The sequence below is a fragment of the Natrinema soli genome (genome assembly GCF_028618695.1).
The window spans coordinates 1-4050 of sequence record NZ_JAQIVI010000613.1 but is presented as its reverse complement, the minus strand read 5'-3'; the positions used below and the strand labels follow the sequence as shown (position 1 = coordinate 4050).

5 protein-coding genes and 2 pseudogenes are annotated in these 4050 nt (G+C 65.4%); 3 read left to right on the top strand and 4 right to left on the bottom strand.

All coding sequences use genetic code 11. The annotated features are described in order from the left end of the window. Both PGX04_RS27970 and PGX04_RS27965 read right to left on the bottom strand, forming a co-directional pair. A pseudogene (locus PGX04_RS27970) lies at window positions 1-274 on the bottom strand (hypothetical protein); the annotation flags it as partial. Window positions 275-396: 122 nt separating this feature from the next. After that, the gene (locus tag PGX04_RS27965; protein WP_273741479.1) at window positions 397-1371 is read right to left on the bottom strand and encodes a nucleotidyltransferase family protein; all 975 of its coding nucleotides are present in this window, start codon (window positions 1369-1371) and stop codon (window positions 397-399) included. Between the two features lie 124 nt (window positions 1372-1495). On the opposite strand from PGX04_RS27965, the gene PGX04_RS27960 reads away from it, so the two are divergent. Together PGX04_RS27960 and PGX04_RS27955 are read left to right on the top strand one after the other, a co-directional pair. Then, window positions 1496-1786 carry a transcriptional regulator gene (locus PGX04_RS27960; protein WP_273741478.1) on the top strand — a complete coding sequence of 97 codons (291 nt, stop codon included), beginning with the start codon at window positions 1496-1498 and terminating at the stop codon, window positions 1784-1786. A 187-nt stretch (window positions 1787-1973) separates the two neighbouring features. Then, window positions 1974-2357, top strand: coding sequence for a DUF7344 domain-containing protein (locus PGX04_RS27955; RefSeq protein ID WP_273741477.1), 384 nt, complete (start codon window positions 1974-1976; stop codon window positions 2355-2357). A gap of 142 nt (window positions 2358-2499) precedes the next feature. Here the strand turns inward: PGX04_RS27955 and PGX04_RS27950 are convergent, their stop codons facing one another. Continuing rightward, a complete protein-coding gene (locus PGX04_RS27950; protein WP_273741476.1) occupies window positions 2500-2961 on the bottom strand; it encodes a Rieske (2Fe-2S) protein in 462 nt (153 codons plus the stop codon). A 139-nt stretch (window positions 2962-3100) separates the two neighbouring features. On the opposite strand from PGX04_RS27950, the pseudogene PGX04_RS27945 reads away from it, so the two are divergent. Continuing rightward, window positions 3101-3382, top strand: a pseudogene (locus tag PGX04_RS27945) (saccharopine dehydrogenase family protein); the annotation flags it as partial. 21 nt (window positions 3383-3403) lie between these two features. On the opposite strand, the gene PGX04_RS27940 reads toward PGX04_RS27945, so the two are convergent. Next, a partial coding sequence (locus tag PGX04_RS27940; RefSeq protein WP_273741475.1) for an aminotransferase class IV occupies window positions 3404-4050 on the bottom strand: 647 nt, incomplete at its 5' end.

Sequence of the window (4050 nt, the reverse complement as noted above, 5' to 3'; positions counted from 1 at the left end):
CGAGGGCCTCGTCCTCGCGCTCGAGAGCGGCCAGCGCCGCGAACGAGTCGACCCGATCGGTCGCGACGAACGCGTCGCGAAACCGTTCGACGGTCGGTTTGATCCCGTCGACGAAGCCCTGACCGGTCGACGCGGCGGCGGCCTCGGCGACGAGTAACAGCGGCTCGTCGCCGGTCCAGCGGCGATACTCGAGAAAGTCTCGCGCGAGTTCCGCGTGGGGCACGCCGTCGGCGTACGGCTCGAGAACCGTCCGGACCGCCTGGTCGGGACACATGCGTCTCACCACACATATCATACGGGGGACTGATAGCTGTATCGCCGATATCGAGACGGAAACGGACCCGCGTCCTCGTCAGTGGTCCGTGCTGCGTCCATAGAGGTGTCCGTGCTGCGCCGTCAGTGGTCCGCACCGTTCGTGATCGTCGTGTGCGCGCCGATGAGCGCCCCGGCGAGGTCGAGGTCCTCGAGGTGGGTCCCCTGATCGATTATCGAGCGGCGGATGTCGCCGTTCCGAACCGTCGCGTTCGGGAAGATCACCGTGTGTTCGAGGGACGTTCCCTCGAGCGTGGCGTCACCCATGACGTGGACGTTCTCGCCGATCGTGGTATCCTCGAGCGTCACCGAGTCGGCGACGAGCGACTCGCCGTCGAGGTGCCAGGAGACGGCGTCGAGATAGCTCTCGGGAGTGCCGATGTCGAACCACGCGCCCTCGAAGGTGTAGGCGTAGGTGGCCTCGCGATTCTGAAGCCACTGGACGAACCAGCCCGGCTCGTCGGGGTTGTTGCCGTCCTCGAGGTAGGTCGGGAGCAGATCCAGCGACTGGTGGGGGAACGCGTAGCAGGCGATCGAGACGAGCGTGCTCTTGGGATCGTCGGGTTTCTCCTGAAAGTCGACGACGCGGTCGCCCTCGATCTCGACCAGGCCGTAGGATTTCGCCTTCTCGCGGGAGCCGACGTCGTAGGCGGCGAGGGTGGGGGCATCGTGGTCCTCGAAGTAATCGAGGAAGTCGGAGACCGCGAAACTGATCAGGTTGTCGCCGGCGATGACCAGCAGGTCGTCGTCGACGTTCTCGCGGTCGATCAGTTGCGCGAGCGCCCCGACGACGCCGAACTTGTCGTCTTCCTCGGTCGTGTCCTCGATCGAGAGCCGGGGCTTGTCGAACTCGCTGTCCGCGAGATGAGCCTCGAAGTCGGGGGCGAAGCGCTGATTGGTGCTGACGTAGACCTCGTCGATCCGGTCGTCCGCCTCGAGTTCAGCGAAGATGCGATCGATGACGGTCGACTCACCGATCGGGAGGAACATCTTCGGCCGATGTTTGGTAATCGGCCACATTCGCGTCGCGTACCCGCCTGCAAGGACGACGGCCTTCATGGGCCGGTGTTCACCAGCGGGGTCTAAGTCACTTGCCCTTTCATAAGATCGGGATCGGTCTCGCGACCGACCGTCGGTGACTCTCGTCCGATAGTATAAAAGCGCGAGCGCCGTGAGCAGACGTATGCGCGAGGCCGACGAAACGACGCGGCAGAGACTCGCCGACGCGCTCCGCGAGGAGCCAGCGACGCCCAGCGAGCTGGCCGTTCGACTCGATCTGACACCGCACGCGGTAGTCCGCCACGTCGAACACGTCTCGAAGTCGGTCGACGGAACGGACGAGCAGCTGCTCGTCGCACCCCCGGCGTGTCGAGACTGCGGGTTCGACGACTACGACGACCTCCTGAACCTGCCCTCGCGGTGTCCCGACTGCAAGAGCGAGTCCGTCGACGAGCCGACGTTCACGATCGAGTGAGACCCCCGACTGTCACCGGCTCCCGATTGTCCAGTGATAGTGACAATTGTCAGCCGGATCCGATACTAATATTTAGGGTGCAGGCGAGAACCCGATACGAGCCCTCGAGCGAACGGCGGAATCACGGGCCGATGAAACGCCTATCGGTCGGTTTCCGTCACGTTCGTCCGAGGACAGCGGAGCATACATGACTTCCAAATCCCATCCGGAGCGAGACCCCGTCGAGTTCGTACGGGCAGCATTCGACTGGCTCGACGAGGACGACGCACCCGACGCATCGGCCGAAACGCTCGACGACGCGTTCGCACTCCTCGCCGATCAGCGTCGGCGACTCCTCCTATCAGTCCTGCACACCTACGGCGAGGAACTGACGCTGCCGGACGCGGCCGAGGAGGTGGCGATCCGCGAAACGGGACACAACGTGGCGGACATTCCGGCCGAACAGGTCCAGGAAGTCTATCTCTCGCTCTACCACGATCACCTCCCGCGGCTGGTCGACGCCGGTCTGCTCGAGTACGATCAGGAACGGGATCTGGTCACTCCGGACGGTCTCTCTCAGAACCCCCGATAGCCAGCGCACAGTCGATCACACGGCGGTTATTCGAATTCTACCACCACCTATTCGTCCCACACCGACTATGCGATCGGTGTCAGATCCGTTTCAGTGGCTACTATATGAGCCGTCTCCCGTCATCGGTCGACGAGAAAGCCGACTAGAACTCGACGTTCGAACTCGAGGTCCGATCGAGGCCGTCGCTCTCGATCGGGCCGGGACCGACGAACTCGTAGTCCTCGTCGGTCAGGTAGACGTCGCCCTCGGAGACGGTAACTGCGAGGTCGGTGAGATAGGCGCCCTCGCAGGGACCGTAGGTACAGCGGCCGGAGTCGGCCTCGAAGTACGCGCCGTGGTTCGCACAGATGAGTTCGCCGTCTCGCATCGGCGCGCCCGACCCCTTGTCCAGTTTGATGTGCGTCAGGTGCTGGCAGTAGTTCAGCCAGCAGGCGACCGGCTCGTCGTCCGCCGTGTCCCCGGCGCGTTCCCCGCCGTTCGTCGCTGCGACACCGTTCGTGACGAGAATCGCTTCCCGTTCTTCGCCCGACTCGCCGGTCACGCGAAAGCAAACCGTCGAGTCGTCGGGCACGTCCGACAGCGCCGTGATCCGTCCTGCGTCCATCACCGCGTCCGTTACCGGCCGGTGGCCCTGAACGTTACGGCACCGGGCGAGCAGCTGTCTGACTGAGACTTAAACCCCTCTCCGCCCAACGCCGCCTATGGATTCCCGTCTCATCGACGGCTCCCACGGATACGCGGGGCGGCTGATCGACGCTCGCCTCGACGGTCCCACCGAACAACAACTAGCGGCCGGCAGCGCCGTCGTCTGGGGCGATGTCACCGATAATTCCACGGGTCGGCGGGCGCGGGCTCGCCTCCGAACGCCGAACCCGTACGCACTGACCGCCGAGTCCGCGGTGACGGCCGCCGAACGAGTCCTCGAGGGCGGCGGGCGGATTCTCGCGAGCTTCCAGACGCCGGCGTCGGCGTTCGGGAGCGAGTACGATCGCCTCGAGCTACCGTTGACATCCTCCCCGCGCTAAAGCGCGAGGTTTTGCGCCTGGTCATCCATAACAGGACTCCTCGACGCGCTCGTCGTATAGCCGCGAGAGCCGTTCCGTGACCGGGCCCCCACCGATCTCCCGCCCGTCGAGCGTCGCGATCGGCCGCAGTTCCCAGGTTCGATTCGTGAGAAACGCTTCGTCCGCCTCGAGCACGTCGACGGGCTCGTAGCGCCCCTCGCGGACCAACAGCCCGGCCTCGCGAGCGAGTTCGAGGACGATCGCTCGGGTGATCCCCGGCAGAACGGAGCCGTCGATCGTCGGCGTGTGAAGTTCGCCGTCGCGGACGAACCACAGGTTGCTCGTCGCGCCCTCAGAAACGCGGCCCTCGAGGTCGCACATGAGTGCCTCGTCGGCCCCGTCCCCGAGTTCTGCCCGCGCGAGGATGCCGTTGAGATAGTTGTGCGTCTTCGCTGCGGCCGGAATCGCCTCGTCGGGGGCCCGCCGGGTCTCGACCGTCTCGACCGTCGCCGGACCGTCCCAGACGGGTTCCTCGTCGAGTCCGCCCCGGGGAAGCGGTTTCGCGTAGATCACGACCGTCGGATCGACGTCGGGACGGGGCGTGAGCGTCCCCGGCTGGACGCCGCGCGTGATCGAGAGGCGAACGTAGGCGTCCGCGAGGTCGTTCGCCGCGAGCGTCTCGCGGATCC